The 18,113-nt window shown below is 46.3% G+C and carries 18 protein-coding genes; 14 read left to right on the top strand and 4 right to left on the bottom strand.

Annotation, left to right across the window (positions count from 1 at the left end):
- The first annotated feature begins 156 nt into the window (after window positions 1-156).
- From ACQQ6X_RS04300 to ACQQ6X_RS04255, 10 genes are all read left to right on the top strand, one after another.
- Window positions 157-615, top strand: a complete 459-nt coding sequence (locus ACQQ6X_RS04300; protein ID WP_305164364.1) for a flavodoxin — start codon at window positions 157-159, stop codon at window positions 613-615.
- Between the two features lie 20 nt (window positions 616-635).
- A complete protein-coding gene (locus tag ACQQ6X_RS04295) occupies window positions 636-1,448 on the top strand; it encodes a hypothetical protein (protein WP_305164363.1) in 813 nt (270 codons plus the stop codon).
- Between the two features lie 359 nt (window positions 1,449-1,807).
- Window positions 1,808-2,461 (top strand): HlyD family secretion protein, encoded by a 654-nt coding sequence (locus tag ACQQ6X_RS04290; protein ID WP_305164362.1) that lies wholly within the window; start codon window positions 1,808-1,810, stop codon window positions 2,459-2,461.
- A gap of 15 nt (window positions 2,462-2,476) precedes the next feature.
- On the top strand, window positions 2,477-3,994 hold the full coding sequence (locus ACQQ6X_RS04285; RefSeq protein ID WP_305164361.1) for a DHA2 family efflux MFS transporter permease subunit: 1,518 nt from the start codon (window positions 2,477-2,479) through the stop codon (window positions 3,992-3,994).
- A gap of 71 nt (window positions 3,995-4,065) precedes the next feature.
- Entirely contained in the window at window positions 4,066-5,532 is a 1,467-nt protein-coding gene (locus ACQQ6X_RS04280) for an efflux RND transporter periplasmic adaptor subunit (protein WP_305164360.1), read from the top strand.
- A gap of 222 nt (window positions 5,533-5,754) precedes the next feature.
- Window positions 5,755-6,597: an STM4015 family protein gene (locus tag ACQQ6X_RS04275; protein WP_305164359.1), complete on the top strand. Its 843-nt coding sequence runs from the start codon at window positions 5,755-5,757 to the stop codon at window positions 6,595-6,597.
- A 67-nt stretch (window positions 6,598-6,664) separates the two neighbouring features.
- A complete protein-coding gene (locus ACQQ6X_RS04270; RefSeq protein ID WP_305164358.1) occupies window positions 6,665-7,999 on the top strand; it encodes an STM4014 family protein in 1,335 nt (444 codons plus the stop codon).
- Complete coding sequence (locus ACQQ6X_RS04265) at window positions 7,999-8,781, top strand: STM4013/SEN3800 family hydrolase (RefSeq protein ID WP_305164357.1); 783 nt, start codon at window positions 7,999-8,001, stop codon at window positions 8,779-8,781. Before ACQQ6X_RS04270 ends, ACQQ6X_RS04265 begins: the two co-directional genes overlap by 1 nt.
- Before the next feature lie 69 nt (window positions 8,782-8,850).
- Complete coding sequence (locus tag ACQQ6X_RS04260; protein WP_305164356.1) at window positions 8,851-10,278, top strand: STM4012 family radical SAM protein; 1,428 nt, start codon at window positions 8,851-8,853, stop codon at window positions 10,276-10,278.
- Window positions 10,275-11,144 (top strand): STM4011 family radical SAM protein, encoded by an 870-nt coding sequence (locus ACQQ6X_RS04255; protein WP_305164355.1) that lies wholly within the window; start codon window positions 10,275-10,277, stop codon window positions 11,142-11,144. Before ACQQ6X_RS04260 ends, ACQQ6X_RS04255 begins: the two co-directional genes overlap by 4 nt.
- 95 nt (window positions 11,145-11,239) lie before the next feature.
- Here the strand turns inward: ACQQ6X_RS04255 and ACQQ6X_RS04250 are convergent, their stop codons facing one another.
- The 4 genes from ACQQ6X_RS04250 to ACQQ6X_RS04235 form a co-directional block, all read right to left on the bottom strand.
- The gene (locus ACQQ6X_RS04250) at window positions 11,240-11,518 is read right to left on the bottom strand and encodes a YxcD family protein (protein WP_017427605.1); all 279 of its coding nucleotides are present in this window, start codon (window positions 11,516-11,518) and stop codon (window positions 11,240-11,242) included.
- Window positions 11,519-11,521: 3 nt separating this feature from the next.
- Window positions 11,522-11,977, bottom strand: coding sequence for a hypothetical protein (locus ACQQ6X_RS04245; RefSeq protein ID WP_305164354.1), 456 nt, complete (start codon window positions 11,975-11,977; stop codon window positions 11,522-11,524).
- Window positions 11,978-12,131: 154 nt separating this feature from the next.
- The gene (locus ACQQ6X_RS04240) at window positions 12,132-12,701 is read right to left on the bottom strand and encodes a PadR family transcriptional regulator (protein ID WP_305164353.1); all 570 of its coding nucleotides are present in this window, start codon (window positions 12,699-12,701) and stop codon (window positions 12,132-12,134) included.
- Window positions 12,702-12,952: 251 nt separating this feature from the next.
- On the bottom strand, window positions 12,953-13,516 hold the full coding sequence (locus tag ACQQ6X_RS04235; RefSeq protein WP_013371560.1) for a beta-class carbonic anhydrase: 564 nt from the start codon (window positions 13,514-13,516) through the stop codon (window positions 12,953-12,955).
- A 172-nt stretch (window positions 13,517-13,688) separates the two neighbouring features.
- Here ACQQ6X_RS04235 and ACQQ6X_RS04230 point away from each other — a divergent pair, with 172 nt between their 5' ends.
- From ACQQ6X_RS04230 to ACQQ6X_RS04215, 4 genes are all read left to right on the top strand, one after another.
- A complete protein-coding gene (locus tag ACQQ6X_RS04230) occupies window positions 13,689-15,206 on the top strand; it encodes a carboxypeptidase M32 (RefSeq protein ID WP_305164352.1) in 1,518 nt (505 codons plus the stop codon).
- 141 nt (window positions 15,207-15,347) lie between these two features.
- Entirely contained in the window at window positions 15,348-16,436 is a 1,089-nt protein-coding gene (locus ACQQ6X_RS04225; RefSeq protein ID WP_305164351.1) for an ABC transporter substrate-binding protein, read from the top strand.
- Window positions 16,433-17,245, top strand: coding sequence for an ABC transporter ATP-binding protein (locus ACQQ6X_RS04220; RefSeq protein ID WP_305164350.1), 813 nt, complete (start codon window positions 16,433-16,435; stop codon window positions 17,243-17,245). Before ACQQ6X_RS04225 ends, ACQQ6X_RS04220 begins: the two co-directional genes overlap by 4 nt.
- 8 nt (window positions 17,246-17,253) lie before the next feature.
- Window positions 17,254-18,087 (top strand): ABC transporter permease, encoded by an 834-nt coding sequence (locus tag ACQQ6X_RS04215; protein ID WP_305164349.1) that lies wholly within the window; start codon window positions 17,254-17,256, stop codon window positions 18,085-18,087.
- The last annotated feature ends 26 nt before the right edge of the window (window positions 18,088-18,113 follow it).

Raw genomic sequence — 18,113 nt, 5'->3', positions numbered from 1 at the left:
ACAGCGAACAGCCGCATTGTAATGCGGCTGTTTTGCGTATATATTTTCAAAATGCACGTCATGCTTGAAATTTTTATTTGACAATGAGAATCATTATCAAATATTATTTGAGTAATAGGGAGTGAAAGCATCCCATATTTCAAATAAAGGTGAGGGATGAACTTGGGTAAAATCATGATTGCTTATGCTAGCATGACCGGTAATACAGAGGAAATCGCGGAATTGATCGCCGAGGGCGTTCGTCAGGCTGGGCATGAGGCGGAGTTGAAGGCTTCGTATGATTGCAGCGCGCAAGAACTGCTAGCATATGACGGATTCCTGTTGGGTGTATATACATGGGGAGACGGTGAGCTTCCTGATGAATTTTTAGATTTTTACGAGGAACTAGATGAGCTTAATCTGACTGGTAAAAAGACTGCTGTATTTGGCAGTGGAGATACATCTTACACACAATTCTGTGGCGCAGTGGACCTGGTAGAGGAAAAAGTCAAAGAACGCGGCGCATCTGTCATTCAGGAGAGTCTCAAGATTGAATTCAATCCATTGGATGACGAGAAGGAGAATTGCCGAGCTTACGGAAGACAATTCGCACAGGCCGGTATTGGAGTGTCCTAAGAAGAGAGTGAGGGATAGGTATGCGCAATGGCGATAGCTTAAGCGGCTTTCCTCTTCTGCACGACTATCAGCTTGAGGAGATGTGGAGAACCCCGCAGCCAATCCGTCCATCACAGAGAAAACGAGGGCGTGAGGGCTGGAATTGGCGGCAACGGGTTCAATATGCGATAGGGCATGCGTTGAACGAATACTTTGGAATGGAAGTAGAGGTACGGCGAGAAGTCCCTGTCCAGTATGTGCTGGAGAAATGGTGGCCTAAGCAGTCGAACAGTTTTGATTCATTGTTCCATTACTGGGATGTGAAAAGTAAAGTGTCAGGCGAGTTGTCAAAAGTATGTGCCTTAAATAATGACTTATGGATGCCTGTGATGTTGTATGAACAATTTTGCACAGTGGTACCTGAGCTGGAGGTCGATATTTCGCTGATTATTCAGGCAGCTTGGCAACTCTCAGAACAAGCGGACTCATTGCTGATTCAAAAATATATGGTGGACTACAACCCCAACGTTATTAGTACATTTCAACATCTAACAAATGTGTTTTGTTATTATGCATTTGGAGCTCTTCCTCAGCTTATTGAGGTATACTGTCTGCTAGAGGGCAAGAAGGTTCGTTTTCTTCCTGGTTCGACTTCTCTACAGCAATCCCTAGATTATGTCCAATTATTAAAAGACTCCGTAGAGGATATGCAGAGGACGGCAGAACACTGTCGTTGCAGAGGATGTATGGGTCAGCAAAGTTCTCAGCAGAACAGAGCGAATAAGGACAGAAAGGAAGAGCGGGAGGCGAATAACAGCAAGGATCGGTCAATTGGATCTATGCTTTTTTCTTAGGTTTGTTGTGCAACCCTTTAATTGTAAACTATCCCTTTTCGTGAAAGAGCCTTGGAAACAAGGTTCTTTTTTATGAAAAAAAATTCTGAAAAAACTGAAAATTTATATTGCCTGAATAGATAAATATATCTATAATATTTCAATGTACAATAGTTATATGAAAATATTTAAATATAAAGAAGACGGTTTGTGGACTATGGAATAGATTGTCCTATGTACATAAAGTTTGTCCTGTCTTTTGCATGGCATGTAGTCATGTGTTTATTTACGTTCTCCATTTGGTTTAATGGCCTAATATTTCAATATTAAAATATTAGCGTTGAATAATAAAAATTTTTTGAACAACAGGGGTGGAACAAGTGAGTAAGAAAACTGTATTGCCGATTCTCATCGTACTGCTCATTCTGAGCGGTGGAGCTATTGGCTACTATTATTGGTATCAGGCAACACACTATGTCAAAAGTGATGATGCGCGTATTCAAGCCGATCAGTATAAGGTGATGCCGCAAATTTCCGGAGAGATTAGCCACATTGATGTGGAAGAAGGCGATGTATTGCAGCGCAATGAACCGATTGCCGAGCAGGATGTATCGGGCCTGGATGCGAGCATGATTAGCAAGTCTGTCCTGCGTGCGCCGATTAACGGAACTGTCATTAAGATTTATTCGAAGGAGCATGAAATCGGAACACCGGGTAGTGCTGTAGCGACTATGGTTGATATGAACAACCTGTATGTATCTACGAATATTGAAGAAACCGATATTAACCGTATTAAACCAGGACAGCTTGTTGATATTACGCTTGATGCAGCAGGTGACCAGGTGATTCAAGGTAAGGTTCGTAAAGTGGGCGAGGCTTCGAATGCAGTATTTTCGCTCGTTCCTGCTGTGAACACAAGTGGTAACTTTAATAAGGTGACTCAACGTGTGCCTGTAGAAATTGCCGTGAACAAGCCTAAAGATTTGAAGCTTATTCCTGGAACGAACGTGGAAGTAAAAATTCATACATCTTAAAAAGGAGGGGTCCATGTGGCTGCCAATGAAACTGCTGCTGCTCCTTCGACAGATTCTTCCAAAGAACGCTGGCTAGCCTTTTTTGCTATCGTTTTAGGCGCCTTTGTCGCCATTCTGAACAACAGTCTGATCAATGTCGCCATTCCCCGATTGACGACGGATTTAGGATCAACAACGACACGTATTCAGTGGGTTATTACAGGTTACACGCTTGCATCCGGCGTTATCGTCCCGATTACCGGATATATGGAGCAGCGTATCGGATACAAAAAGTTTTTGATTCTTGCGCTCAGCGTGTTCTCGCTGGGAACAGGAATATGTATTTTTGCATGGAGCGATTCTTCCCTAATCGCAGCGCGTGTACTGGCTGGTCTGGGCGGTGGTGTCATTATGCCGCTGAGTATGACGATTATTTACAAAATCATGCCGCGTGAACAAATTGGGATGTCCCTTGGTATATGGGGAATCGCCGCTATGGCGGCACCAGCGGTAGGACCTACGCTGAGCGGTTACTTAATTGAATGGTTTAACTGGCGTTTCTTGTTTATTGTCAGCCTGCCTGTTGCTTTATTTGCCATTTTAATGGTCATCCTTCTCATCAAGGAGCCGCCTAAGGTTACGCCCAAGCCGTTTGATCTGCCAGGATTTTTACTGGCGGCAACCTGTGCAGGAACACTCTTGTACGCACTGACAAACGGCCAGCGTGATGGCTGGACTTCTTTTGGGATTGTATCTCTGCTGTTTATTTCTTTCTGGGCACTTGTCTTTCTCATCTATGTAGAAAGCGGCAAGGATAATGCTGTAATTGAAATTTCATTATTCAAGAATTCAAAATATACGATTAGTGTTATCGCCTCCAGTCTGGTCATGATGGGGATGTACGGAGGAACGTTCCTAACACCGTTGTTTTTGCAAAATATTCAGCGCGTGTCACCGATTGATACTGGTATTATCCTCATTCCACAGGCCATTGCTATGGCGGCCATGATGCCTATTGCCGGGAAGCTATTCGATAAGTTCGGCATTGTGCCTTTGGGACTTGTGGGCCTGACGCTAACCAGCTTTATGACGTATCATCTTCATCAGCTTACGCCGGATACTTCGCATGCCTGGTTGGAAACCGTAATGGCATTACGGGGACTAGGAATTGGGATCTGTATGATGCCATTATCCACAGTCGGCATGAACGCCGTTCATCCGAGCAAGGTAGCTAATGCGTCTACAGCGTCTAATCTGGTACGTACTGTGGCTGCATCTATGGCGATTGCGGTACTGACCGCTATTATGCAAAGCCGTTCGGCTGCTCATGCCCAGCAAATTTCAGAGTCCATTACCCCAGATTCTGCTCATGTACTTCAAGCGACAATGGGCAGCTCATGGATGTCATCCATAAGTAGTTTGATCACACTGGATGCTACATCAAGAGGAATTGGGGATACGTTCCTCATTTCATCCATACCGCTGTTTTGCACGATTCCACTCATCTTTTTGTTTATTCAGAGGAAGAAAGCAAAGACACAGCCGGAAGCTTAATAAAGAGAAATACAAAAATATCGACTGGATGGCTTACATTATTTCCACGGACAGAAAGAAAGGGAATTATCATGAAAATATTGAGAGTAGAAAGTACATTAGCGGCTTTAGTCCTCGGCGGCGCAGTGCTGGCAGGCTGCTCCAGTAATAGCGGAGCGGCACAGGACATGGTCGTTCCGGTTAAAATTAGTCAAGCACAGCAGGGGATTATCGGACAGGGAAATATTTATACAGGTACGGTAACACCTTCGGAAACAGTCAACATCGTGCCTAAAGTGGGCGGTAAAGTGGTTGAGCTGCCTGTAGATATTGGCTCCGAGGTTAAAAAGGGGCAAGTCTTGTTCAAGCTGGATGATAAGGATATGCGAAATAACGTTGCAAAAGCACGCGCCGCTGCCGCTGCGGCAGCAGCCGGCGTAAGCACCGCTCAAGCCTCCCATGAATCAACGATGGTTCAAGCTACTTCGGGCCTAGTACAGTCCAAGAGCGGTGTGATTCAATCCCAAAGCGCAATCAATCAGGCACAGGGTGCTATTAATCAAGCAACCACAGCCGTAGAACAAGCAACACATGGTGTTTCCTCGGCAGCCAACACGGTGAAACAAACACAGCAAGCTTTGGCAGATGCGCAAAAGAATGTAACACGTACACAAAGTCTGTTTGATGCTGGTGCAAGCACCCAAGCACAATTAGAACAAGCAAAAACAGCAGTTGTGAATGCGGAAGCGGCTTATAATAACGCACAAAATGCGCAGGCTAATGCAAAAGATCAATTGGTAGCTGCTCAAAAGGCCCTAACTACAGCTCGCAACAGCTATGAGTCAGCAAAAAATAGCTACAGTAATGCCAATAGCGGCTACAGCAATGCGCAAAATCAGCTTAAGGTATCTCAAAATACAGCGGGCATCGAGTCTAGCCAACAATCTCTTAAGCAGGCACAACTGAATGTAGCTATTGCTCAGGATGCATTGAATGACACGGTTGTTACCTCACCAATCAACGGTATTGTGGGTACGAAAAATGCAGAAGTGGGCGAAATGGTGTCCGCTCAGTCTCCTGCGCTGGTCATCGCTAACCTGAGTACAGTCAATACATTGATCTATGTCCCAGCAGAACAGATCAACAATGTAAAAGCAGGTGACAAAGTACAGGTTCGTGTTGCAGCATCCAACATTGTAACAACAGGTACAGTGAAAAATGTAAGCCCGCTGGATGCAAGTGGTAAAGGATATCCTGTAAAAATTTCAGTAGCTAATCCAGACATGAAACTGAAATCCGGCATGTTGGCTGATATCAGCTTTGTCGCTTCCAATGCGCAAGAAGGTATTGTTGTTCCAACTGCGGCAATTCAAAAGGATCAAGGTAAAGAATATGTATATGTGGTAAACGGCGGCCATGCGAAGCGCAAGGAAGTGAAGACTGTTCAGACGACAGGTTCACAAACACTCGTTACCAGTGGCTTGAGCAAGGAAGAGAATGTGATTGTAAATAATCTGGCATTGTTGTCCGATAACTCACCGATTACAATTACCCAATAACTTGGTTTTAAACTTGCATACTTTATAATAGTAGAAATTTATTAAGGATGTGCCAAGGCAGCCCGCTTGCGGGCTGCCTTGTTTTTATTTCAATGTGCATATGTTACATAAGATTAATGTCGAACTGGGACTTTTTTTGACGAACATTGGTAGAATAGGATAGACTAAATTGGAAATAGTTAGTTTACGAGATTTCAGATAAGCGATTGGAGGAATGGGAAGATGGAAGTGAAATTGGTAGTGGATTATGATGCTTATGAGAATGGTCAAACCATGGCCAAGTCTATTGAGGAACTGGCAGCCAAGCCGGAGAGCGCACAAATTACAGATCTAATCATTGGAGATTGGGGCGGCGCCTATGAAAATTCACCAGATGATTTTATACCGGTGTTAGTGAAGCTTAAAGATCAATTTCCGACAGTACGCAAGCTGTTTATTGGTGATATGGAATATGACGAGTGTGAGGTGTCATGGATTAACCAAACGAATCTCTCCCCGTTGTTAGAAGCGTTTCCAAAGCTTGATTCCTTATATATTAAAGGAAGCCAGGACCTGAGCCTGGAACCCCTGCGCCATAATCATCTTCAGGAATTGGTTATTATCTGTGGTGGTCTGCCTGTGAGCGTTCTTCAGCAAATACGTAATGCCGAACTGCCTGAACTGCGCAAGCTGGAGCTGTATTTGGGTGTCGAGGACTATGGTTTTGACGGTAAACTGGAAGATATTTTACCGTTTTTGAACAGCAATCCTTTCCCAAAACTTACATACTTGGGACTCAAGGATAGTGAAATACAGGATGAAATTGCAATTGCTGCTGCTAACGCCCCAGTGATTGGACAACTGGAAGTGCTGGATCTCTCACAAGGTACATTGTCTGATCAAGGTGCAGAAGCATTGCTGGCTAGTGAAAGTATTAAAGGGCTGAAGCATCTGGATTTGAGCTATCATTACATGTCTAGTGAGATGATGGAACGCTGGAAAAAGTCAGGTTTATCTGTAAACGTAGAGGATCAACAAGAAGCAGATGAAGAAGACGATTGGCGCTATCCATCGCTGACTGAATAAACTGTTCCAATGAATTTCTATTATAGATAGATTTTAAAATTAAAAAGAGTTAAAGTGAGGCGGCTCTATGGTGATGATGTGGGACAGAAATATCAAGGAGCCGTTTATCTTGTTCGGTAATCCGGGGAATCGCCGAACTACGGGACTGCAGGAGGCACGAAGCAGATTAAAGCTTCCGCCCGCTTTGGAGATTTCTTATATGGATGTGCTTGGAGCCATCCGAGAAAAGCACAGTCTCGGCGAACTGATGGTCAGGATAGCCGCACAAGCTGCTCAAGATAGCGTGAATGGCAGTGTCCATGTACAAGAGAGCATAAGACAATTGCTGGCAGGGCGGGTGGACAGCGGTCCGCTGCTACGCCTGGATGCACCGGGCGAAAATTTTCAGGTGGAGCGGGAGTTGATTGCTCTGGGCGCCCCGGATGCCGAGGGAGACGATTCTCTGTTGCCATGGCCGGAATGGGCACATGGCACAGGTATACTGGCGGCAGAAGCGCGCCGATTGCAGGAGCAGCATGGTCGCATTTGGCACCCGGCACAATGGTTCCGGGGCTATTGCCGTCTGCTGGCTTGGCTGCGGCTTGAAGTTGAGCGGCTCTGGCCCTCGTCGCGCTGGATGAACGATCCTGCGGAAATAGCCGTCATGTTTGACAAACGGCGTTGTAGTGCTGTATTAAGTCAGGCAGACATCAAGGTTCCGCCTGTGCTTACAGCTTCAGGTGGTGCCTTTCGTGATGCGGTCGATCTGCATACCGCTATGAAAGAGAGTGGATTTCACCGCGTATTTGTAAAAATATTTTGCGGATCAGGTGCTTCTGGTGTCATGGCTTATCAGGTACATCCCAAGACGCATGCAGAGCTGGCGGTAACTACGATTGGAACAGAGACCATCCATGGACAGCGCGTGTATTATAATGCCGGGCGATTGCGTCGTTATACAGACAAGCAGGATATTCATGCCATCCTTAATTGGCTGTGTCTGGAGGGGATGCATGTGGAGCGCTGGATTCCCAAAGCCACCCTGAACGGACGTGTTTATGATGTGCGTCAACTTGTGTGTGGCTCAGAAGCTTGTCATGCGGTCTTACGTTTGAGCAACAGCCCCATTACAAATCTGCATTTGCGTAATGAACGACTCTCGCTGATGGATGCCGGACTACCACAGAGTACGATGGAATCAGTCCAGCATACTGCAAAAGCAGCTATGAGGGCTTTTCCTGCGTCCATGGTTGCTGGATTGGACGTGCTCGTTCCGGCTCACGGGGGTCGTCCCTATGTATTGGATGTTAATCCGTTTGGCGATTTACTGTACCGGGTGGAACATCAGGGTTGGAATCCATATGAATGGGAAATGCAGCACCTTGCTAATAGGAGCGTAGTTTTGGAAAGGAAAGACAGATAATGACGGATATGAATCAAATTGTCGGCTCTCATGATATTGTTATGATTACGCTGGATACCCTGCGATATGATGTAGCCAAGCTGGAGGAACAAAACTGTCCGAATTTGTGCGGTTCTGGGTCGTGGGAAAAGCGCCATACACCGGGGAGCTTTACGTATGCTGCACACCATGCTTTTTTTGGCGGATTTCTGCCGACTCCGGCGAATACAGATAAGGCTTCACATATCAGGCTGTTTCACACCAAGGATACGGGACTGCGCACGCATCCACATACCTGGCTGTTCGATGCTCCGGATATGGTGTCCGGGCTGGAGAACGAGGGCTATCGGACCATCTGTATCGGCGGCGTTATCTTTTTCACGAAGAAGAACAAGCTGGCAAAGGTGCTGCCCGGGTATTTTCAGGAGAGCTACTGGCGCATGAACTTTGGCGTCACCAACCCCCGTTCAACGGAGCATCAGGTGAATCATGCTCTGAAGTTACTGGAGAAGACAGACCCTGCACAGCGCTTGTTTTTATTTCTGAACGTATCAGCGATCCACGGGCCTAACCATTATTTTGTAAAGGGCACTTCAAAGGATTCAGTAGAGTCTCAACGAGCGGCTTTGCGATATGTGGATGGTGAGCTTGGACGCTTGTTTGATGCTTTGCGGAAGCGGGGCAAGACGTTTTGCATGGCTTTTTCCGACCATGGTACAGCTTATGGGGAAGACGGCTACGAGGGGCATCGCCTAGCGCATGAGGTAGTGTGGAATGTGCCTTACCGCGAATTTATATTGTAGGACAAAAAGAAACTTAGTCTGCACTGGTAAATTATAAAGAAACCAAACCAGCGCGAGAAAGGAGCAGAAATGAAAGCTATGAATCTGAATCACCTGCACCCAACGAGCGCAGCCAACCGGACTTCTCTGGAAATAGACACAAATTTAGTGAATTCAAGCTTTGAGTGGCCGGATACTCCTGTAGAATGGGCACGTACGATCCGAGAAGCTCCTTATCGCTCTTATCTATACTCTTACCCGCATAAAACGGCCTACCGTTCGTTTGATACACCGCTCTCATTGCAGGAATTGTGGGAGAAAGAAGAGTTAGAAAGCTATTTTTTGTATATGCATATACCGTTTTGCGCAGCTCGCTGCGGATTTTGTAACCTGTTCACTTTGCCAGACAAGCGTCAGGATGTGCACAAGGAGTATGTAGATGCGCTAGAAAGACAAGCACAACAATGGGCACCCATTATGGGCGGTCGGCCTTTTTCGCGTTTTGCGGTTGGCGGAGGTACACCGACCTTGTTGGAGGCTCCTTTGGTGGAGCGTTTATTTGACATTGCGGAAAATATTATGGGATTGGACCCCAAGCGAGCCTCTATTTCAGTTGAAACCTCTCCTGACACTGTAACCGAGGATAGACTGGAAGTGCTCAAGCGCCGTGGTACGGATCGTGTCAGCATGGGAATCCAGAGCTTTGTGGAATCAGAAAGTGCGGCCATATACCGACCTCAGAAGCCCAAGCTTGTTAGAGAAGCGCTTGAGCGGCTGGTAGAATACAATTTTCCTTTGCTTAACGTGGATCTGATCTATGGCCTGCCTGGCCAAACGGTGGAAACCTGGCTGTATTCTCTTGAGGAAGCTCTGTCTTATTCGCCAGGAGAGATCTTTCTTTACCCGTTATATATTCGGGAAAATACGATTTTAAAGCCGGGTTATACCGGGCTGGATCATGATATTCGCCTTAGCTTGTATGAAGTAGCTCGCGAACGCCTCAAGCAGGCAGGATATGTACAATATTCCATGCGTCGTTTTGCTAAAGATGAGGGTATATCCAGCAAGCAGCTTCTACCCTACAGTTGCCAGGAGGAGGGCATGGCTGGACTGGGGTGTGGTGCGCGCTCTTATACACGCAATGTACACTATGCCAGCCGGTATGGCGTCAGTGCAGCAGCAACACGCAGTATTATCGCAGATTATGTTGCAGCAGAGCGTCATGATCTGGCTGATTACGGCTTTATTTTAGATGAGGATGAGCGTAAGCGGCGCTTTATCCTGAAGGCGCTTCTTCATCGGGAAGGGCTGGAGCTATGTGCCTATGCAGAGCGCTTCGGTGTATCCTTGGTGGACGATTTTACAGGAATGTCGTTGCTGCTGGAATCGGGTATGGCTGTGGTCGAGGAGGAAACGCTTCGACTTACGGAGGAAGGAATGGCCTATTCTGACGCGATTGGAGACTGGATGATCTCGACGTCAGTACGTGAACGTATGGAAGGATATGTAGGCGCATGAGAGCGACCTTATATTATCGTGGTTCGTTGACCTCATGCAACTATGCTTGCCCTTACTGCCCATTCAGTAAAAACGTCGATAGTCGGGAAACGTTGAACAAGGATCGGGCGCAGTTGGAGCATTTTGCTGATTGGGTACGAGAGCAGGGCGCCTTGGGACATCAGCTCTCCATTTTTTTTAATCCGTATGGAGAAGCCTTGATCCATTCCTGGTATCGTAAGACCATGATTGAGTTCTCCCATATGGTGCATGTGGAAAAAGTGGCTGTACAGACGAACCTATCGACTAAGCTGGATTGGACAAAAGAGCTTAATCCAGAGACGGCTGCACTGTGGGCAACATATCATCCAGGAGAAACCAAAGAGCAAGCTTTTATATCGCAGGCGATGAAGCTATATGAACTTGGCATTTCCTATAGTGTCGGTACAGTTGGATTGAAACAGGCATTTCCGGCTATTCGTTCCTTGCGGACGCAACTTCCAAAGGAGGTATATATGTGGGTCAACGCCTACAAGGATCGACCACAATATTATACGGATGCCGAGGTTGCCGAATTAACGGCGATAGATCCCTATTTCGAGTGGAATCTAAAGGATTATAACAGCCAGGGGCGAGCATGTCGCGCGGGAGAAGATGTGTTTTACGTCCAGGGTGACGGACGAGTAAAACACTGTTATCAGGACCGACGCGTGCTTGGCCACCTGTACAGAGACGGTCTGGAAGGGCTGAGCGCCCAGCGTCCGTGTCGGATGAAAGAATGCGGCTGTTACATCGGTTATATCCATATGGAAGAGCAGCCATTTCGGGAAATGTACGGTAGCGGTTTGCTCGAAAGGGTGCCGCATACAGCCTTGACGATCTATTAGGGAGAAAAGAGCAAAAAAAGAACCGCCCTTGCCACCAGGCAAAGAGCGGTTCTTCTGTTTTGAAATGAGTTTGTACGATTGTCCTATCCATTTAATTAAGTTTGGACAATAGCAGTAATCTCTTCATCCAAATCTAATCTAACCTGCTCGCGATAGGCACGAATATTGTATTCCGAATGAAGATATCTCAGAATAGCTTCAATCATATTGGCTTCCACCAGATATTGACTGCGTCCCTGGACATGAACCTCGGCTGTATAGCCTGTATCTTCATCCCAGCTTAGCTCCACAACCACATCGGTGGGCTGTACGCCCTTGCGTTCAGCCATATGCAGGCAAATGGCATTGACAATCTCATCCATACTCAAAATCATAGCTTAGTAACGTCCTCCACGAGAATCATCGGGTCTACGGCGATTTTTGATAGCTCGGTAGATACCTACACCCACCATAATCAGGACATAAATTGCTAGAACGTTAACGACCAGACCAAGCAAGCTACCCAATGCACCCATGTTGCCGAACAATCCGCCGAAGAGCATACCTGCCAAGCCGCCCAGCATCATACCTTTGAGGAATCCGCCGCCACCGCCGAGGAATCCACCAGTTCTGCTTGTGTTGCCCGTAGCCGCACTAGATTTAGTTCCACTATCAGACTTATTGATGCCGCTACTATCACTCGCCTTGCTTGGTGTAGATTGGTATGTTTTTGGTCCGGATTTAAATCCGCCACCACGCCTTGCATCAGCTGTAGACGGTGCGATCATAGCAATGAGTAGGGTGAAAGCCATCATCAGCATCATCATATTTTTCAAAGTAAAAGTCTTTTTCATGTAAAAAAATCCCCCTTAGTAATTTGTGCTATAGGTTAGGTCAAACAACCGTTTACCTGTAATACGATATAACATGGAAAAGGGTTTCAAAGAATTTTAAATTCTAAAAAATTAAACGATAACGTACATAAGTCCTATACACGGATTGATAAAATCATTCAGCTTTTATGGCAAACGGATTAGTGTCCGCTCTAACATCACCGGCAAGCAGCATGCGCAAAACCAATTGGCACCATTCCAGGCCTGCTTTGGCATTCATAAGTCCTTTTTGCACTAAAATATAGTCACCAAAGTTTTTGCTGCCAAAGTGCAAATTTTCTGCGGGGATGTCGTTTAAAATACCCTCCAGATGCTGAATTTTCTGAATAAAATAACGTTTCCGTTCTTCCAGCATACGATTGGCGCTCGTTTTGTCCGTCAACCAGAGGCAGAATAAGCGAAGGCTTAATTCATCCCGTGTAACCGGAGCAGCTAACGCTTCCTGAGACCATTGCTGCAGCATATGGATGCCCTTGTCGGTAATGGTATACATTTTTTTATCAGGCTTGTCGGACTGCTGAATCCATCGGGAGGCTAACAGTTCCTTGCTCTCCATACGGGCCAAAAGCGGATAGATCTGACTGTGCTTGGCTTGCCAAAAAGGCTGAATACGCAGCATCAGATCATAGCCGGAGGATTCCTCTCTGGCGAGAAGCCCCAAGAGACCATACGATAGTAAATTCATATATCTTATCTCCTTCATCCATCAAAGTAACGGTTGTAACAGCTCTGCGGCAAGTAATCTGCAGTTTCATAAAAAGTGTACACTGAAACTGTATGGTTTGACAACTTTCACACCAGTCGTTCACAGGTTAGCCAAAATTGGCTGGGGCCATTCGGGATGTATATGTGCTTTTTTTCATAGAAACAGGGTAGTTTAAGCACGTATATACGCGCCTGAACTACCCTGATAACTTTTGTGGAAAAAGATTCTGTTTACTGATTATTCCCGTCAACAACAAGGGTTAATGCGCCTGTATCCGGATGAATTACCATACCATGAACGGGCGTATTGGGAGGGAGAAGGGGGTGGTTTTTAATAAGCTTCACTGTAGTCTGTACCCCTTCTTCAATGTTGTCAAAACCCTTTAACCATTTATTCAGCTTAATACCTGAATTCTCCAATGTACTCAGCACTTCCTGCGAAATTCCGCGTTCCAGCATTTCATTAACCATGTGATCAGCATTTAATGCAGCCATGCCGCATTCATAATGACCTACAACGAGTACTTCGTCTGCTCCCAGCTCATATAAAGCGACTAGCACACTGCGCATTACACTTCCAAAAGGCTGTGAAATAATTGCACCTGCATTTTTGATAATTTTGACATCCCCGTTACGCAGGTTCATAGCTTTGGGGAGCAATTCCGTTAGCCGCGTATCCATACAGGTTATGATGACCATTTTTTTGTTAGGGAACTTGCCCGTTCTATAGGCCTCGTATTCTTTGTTTTCTACGAAAACACGATTGTACTCTAAAATTTCTTGGATGTGATCCACGATAGTTCCCTCCAGATTCTAAAATAATTTAATATGTACTGCCCAACGTGATCCAGGTATTAGGAGCTGGTAGTACATGTTGTGTGTTGATTATACTTTTTAATATAAGTATCATCAAGTATAGGTAGTTGTAAAGTTTTAACCATTTTAAGTTAAAGAGGTGACCCTAATTATGGAGCAACAGACGTTGGATCAATGGACGGCTTTAAAGGAAATCTCACACAAAATCAGCGGTTATGGCGAAGCAGTCGGCTTGCTGCACTGGGATTTACGGACAGGAGCTCCACGCAAGGGCGTTGACATTCGGTCCGAGACGTTGGGCATGCTGTCCACGGAAATGTTCAAACTGATGATCTCAGATGAAATGGGGCAGTTGCTGCAATTTTTTGCCGCAGAAGACAAGCTGGAACAACTGGAGGACAATGACCGCAGATTGGTAGAGGAATGTCGCAAAAATTATGACTTGAATCGTTCGGTTCCAGCAGACCGTTACCGGGAGTATAGCATTTTAGCGGCTCAGGCAGAAAGCAAGTGGGAGGAAGCAAAGGAACATAGCGACTTTGCCGGATTCGAGCCGTACTTGTCTAAAATCGTAGACATGAAGCGTGAGTTTATCGGCTATTGGGGTGTTAAGGATACAGAGTACGACACGCTCTTGGATCAATATGAACCAGGGATGACGGTTGAAAAGCTGGATGCTGTCTTTGATCGCCTTAAAAAGCGCCTTGTGCCCCTATTGTCTAAAATTCAGGCTTCACCCAATCAACCGGATAAGAGCTTTTTAGACGGTGTATTTGAAGTGAAGCAGCAGGAAAAGTTCAGTCTGTTTATTTTAGGGCAGATGGGTTATGACTTTGACGCAGGTCGTTTGGATGAGAGTGTGCATCCTTTTGCAACAGGATTAAATCCGGGTGATGTGCGTATAACAACACACTATTTGCAAGATGATGTAACCAGTGCTATTTTCAGCTCATTGCATGAAGGAGGGCATGCGCTGTACGAACAAAATATTGCTCCTGAGCTGGCAGGATCACTACTGTCCGGAGGAACCTCAATGGGGATTCATGAATCCCAGTCCCGCTTGTGGGAAAATAAAATCGGACGCAGTCGTGCTTTCTGGGATCGGTACTACAATGATCTACAAAAGCATTTTCCCGATCGTTTGGCGAAGGTCACGGCAGAGCAATTTTACCTGGCAGTCAACCGCGTGGAAAATTCATTGATTCGTATTGAGGCGGATGAGCTGACATATAACTTACATATCATCGTCCGCTATGAGATTGAAAAAATGCTGTTTAATGAAAAGCTGGACGTTAAACGCCTCCCTGAGGTGTGGAATGCTAAATATAAAGAATATCTAGGGCTTCTTCCACCGAATGACGGACTGGGAGTACTCCAAGATGTTCACTGGTCCGGTGGCGATTTTGGTTATTTTGCTTCTTATTCGCTTGGCAACATGTATGCAGCGCAAATTTTTGCGACTTTGCGCAAGGAGCTGCCAAACCTGGATGAGTTCATTGCTGCTGGGGAGCTGGAGCCGATCAAGCAATGGCTGACCGAACGGATTTATCGTTACGGCAAGAGCCGGACGCCATCTGAGTTGATTGTAGCGATTACCGGTGAGGATCTGAACCCTGATTATCTTGCTGATTATCTGGAAGAAAAATATACATCCATATACAAGCTGTGATTTGTAAATTCTCATATTATTGCATACAAAAACCTCGCATTCTTAGGCAAATGCGGGGTTTTTGTATGCGATTAACCATTATATTGACAGCCGCATAACAATATATGAAGCCAACGATGCAAAGGTGGGGAGGGAACAAGGATGAAATACGGCGCTCGTTGCAAAGCGGTGGTAGCTGCGGCACTACTCGGATTACTGTTACTCAGTGGCTGTGCCCCCAAAGGGGAGCAGACGATTGAGATCAGGCTTGGCGAGGTAGCCCGTACGGTCTTTTATGCGCCGCAGTATGTAGCCTTGAGCCAGGGGATGTTTGCTCAGGAGGGACTGGATGTCCAACTGGCTACAATCCCTGGGGGAGACAAGGCGATGACGGCGTTATTGTCCAATCAGGCGGATATCGCGCTGATTGGCGCGGAAACATCTATTTATGTGTATCAGCAAGGAGCAGAGGACCCTGTCATTAATTTCGCTCAGCTGACACAGACGGACGGGACCTTTTTGTTTGCTCGGCAAGCCCAGGATCGTTTTGACTGGGAAAAGCTGAAACAACAAAGCTTTTTGGGACAACGCAAGGGCGGAATGCCACAGATGTCACTCGAATTTACGCTTCGCAAGCACGGCATTGATCCTCATAAGGATCTGAAGCTAATTCAAAATATTGATTTTGCCAATGTTGCCTCTGCTTTTGGCTCAGGTACAGGGGAATACGTGCAGCTGTTTGAGCCACAGGCCTCTATTTTTGAAAAGGAAGGTCGGGGACGGGTAGTTGCCTCCATTGGTGTAGAGAGTGGCGAGTTGCCGTATACGGTTTATATGGCGAAGCAAAGCTATTTAAACCAAAATAGCGAGGCCGCTCAGAAATTTACAAATGCCATATATCGGGCACAGCAGTGGATTGCGTCGCATTCCCCTGAACAGATTGCTGAAGCGATTACACCTTATTTTAAAGATACAGAACTAGCTGTTTTGACAAGTAGTATCAAGCGCTATAAGGAACAGAGTACCTATGCAACGAACCCGATAATTGAGGAAAAGGAATGGAAGAATTTGCAGGATGTCATGACTTCGGCAGGCGAGCTAAAAAGCCCTGTTGCCCTAGATAAGCTGGTAAACCCAAGCTTTGCAAAACAGGCGATCTCCTCCAACTCTATTGGGAATACTAAGACAGATGTGAAAAAGAGCACAACTGAAGCGACGGATACAGCTGTCGATGCTGGAGGTTCGCCATGATGGAGGAACGGAGTGGTCTCACTGTGGATGTGACGATCCCGATGGTGAGAATGGAGCAAGTGACACATGTATACGTAACGGATCAGGAAGCTTCACTGGCGGTTGAGAAGATCGATTTTTCCGTAAATACGGGGGAGTTTGTCAGTTTGGTTGGTCCAAGCGGCTGCGGCAAAACGACGATCCTGTCTATGATCGCTGGGCTGCTGCGTCCAGCGGCAGGTCAAGTTATGCTGCAAGGTCAGCCAGTCAATGGCCCGAGCCCTGAGGTCGGTTACATGTTGCAGCAGGATTATCTTTTCCCATGGCGGACGATCATGGATAACGCATTGTTAGGTCTCGAACTGAGCAACAGAGTAGATGAAGCTGCGCGTGAACGGACGCGATTATTGCTGGAAGGCATGGGCCTGGGAGGAAAGGAGCATTTGTATCCTTCCCAGTTGTCTGGAGGAATGCGTCAGCGTGTGGCACTGGTACGGACGCTGGCGACGAACCCGGGACTGCTGCTGCTGGATGAGCCGTTCTCCGCGCTGGATTATCAAACCAAGTTACAGCTGGAGGACCTCGTTGTGCAAACCTTGCGCGAACGAGAGAAAACGGCGATTTTAGTCACGCACGATTTGGCTGAGGCCATTGCAGTCAGTGATCGGGTTATAGTGATGGGGCGAAATCCTGGTCATATCCGGCGCACCTTCGAAATTCCGGATTCCATTCGGGAAGCGCAGCCTTTTTATGCACGCGAACAGCCGGGCTTTAATGAGCTATTTCATGAAATATGGGGGGAACTGGAGGCTTCGGGAGCAAAGGAGTGATTTAACGTATGAAGAACGAAGCTGATCAGCCTGAACAACGTTGGATTCAAGGACTGCATCAGACATATTTGCGTAATAGGCGTATGCAACAGTGGTTAGTAACAGGTGTGCAGATAGCTATTTTGCTGCTTTTATTTGTATTGTGGGAAATTGCAGGTCGTTTGAAGTGGATTGATGTATTGTTGTTTAGCTATCCTAGCAAAATTTTCACTCAGATTGGCAAGGATGCGGTCAGCGGGGAATTATGGGGACATGTAGGTGTCACTGTTGGAGAAACGATGGCAGGTTTTTTGCTCGGTACTCTGCTCGGCACATTGCTGGCGGTACTTATTTGGTGGTCGCCGTTTTTATCGAGGGTACTTGACCCATATATGGTTGTGTTTAACAGTATGCCCAAGGTAGCGCTGGGGCCCATTTTTATCGTCATGTTTGGGGCTGGTTTTACCGCGATTCTGATGACGACCCTCTCCATTACGGTTATCATTACGACGCTTGTAGTATACAACAGCTTTCAGGAAGTCGATCCCAATTTGGTCAAAGTGGTTCGCACGTTTGGAGGAACACGCCGGGATACGTTTCAAAAGGTGATTTTGCCCGCCTCTTTTCCCGCAATTGTCTCTACGCTGAAAGTCAATGTCGGCATGGCATGGGTTGGCGTGATTGTTGGTGAGTTTTTGGTTGCTAAAAACGGTTTAGGTTATTTGATCATTTATGGTTTTCAGGTGTTTAATTTCACACTGGTCATGTCCAGTCTGTTGATCATTGCTGTCGTAGCTACATTGATGTATCAAGCAGTTGTGTATGTGGAGCGCCGCTTGCTTTCAGGTCGCCCTCATCGGTAATTATTAAATTTCAGAATATTTGTGCA

It is taken from the genome of Paenibacillus ottowii (assembly GCF_050516475.1).
Taxonomy (GTDB): domain Bacteria; phylum Bacillota; class Bacilli; order Paenibacillales; family Paenibacillaceae; genus Paenibacillus; species Paenibacillus ottowii.
Note: the sequence above shows the minus strand (reverse complement) of the source record. Positions and strands in the feature narration are given on the sequence as shown.